The following is a 474-nucleotide window of genomic DNA, read 5'->3' as shown; positions in this document are numbered from 1 at the left end:
ATCCATCGCATCGTAGTTATGGCAGGAACGACAGGTCGCGGAGTTATTCTCTTTCATGCGCGCCCATTCACGCTCGGCAAGCTCGGCGCGTTTGGCTTCAAATTTTTCCGGGGTATCAATCGAGTGGGCGATAAATGTCTGGTAAAGATCGTTGCTGGCTTCCAGCTTACGTTTCACCATGCCTGGAATATCAGGGGGGATATGGCAATCGTGGCATTCGGCGCGCACGCCGGAAGCGTTCTGTAAATGTACGGACTGTTTATAGTCCTGATACACCGGCTGCATACTATGGCAGCTGACGCAAAACTCTGTCGTACTGGTCAGTTTGATACCGACGTGAGGTAACACGATCAGCGCAACGCCGATCACAATCCCGACAATGACCAGCGCCAGTATCGACCAACGGGCGCTTGGCCTGAGTAGCGCTCTCCAGAGTTTTCGCATAATAGCCCCTGTAATTATATGGTTTAATGC

Annotated in this window: 1 protein-coding gene; it reads right to left on the bottom strand. The window is 51.9% G+C overall.

Annotation, left to right across the window (positions count from 1 at the left end):
* Nucleotides 1-444, bottom strand: a 444-nt coding sequence (locus A6V37_RS15465; protein ID WP_208607870.1) for a NapC/NirT family cytochrome c, incomplete at its 3' end; no start/stop codon positions are given.
* Nucleotides 445-474: the final 30 nt, after the last annotated feature.

Source organism: Paraburkholderia ginsengiterrae, assembly GCF_001645125.1.
In the GTDB taxonomy this organism is placed as follows: Bacteria; Pseudomonadota; Gammaproteobacteria; order Burkholderiales; family Burkholderiaceae; genus Paraburkholderia; species Paraburkholderia ginsengiterrae.
The sequence above is the reverse complement of the archived record's forward strand: the minus strand, read 5'-3'. Positions and strand labels throughout refer to the sequence as shown.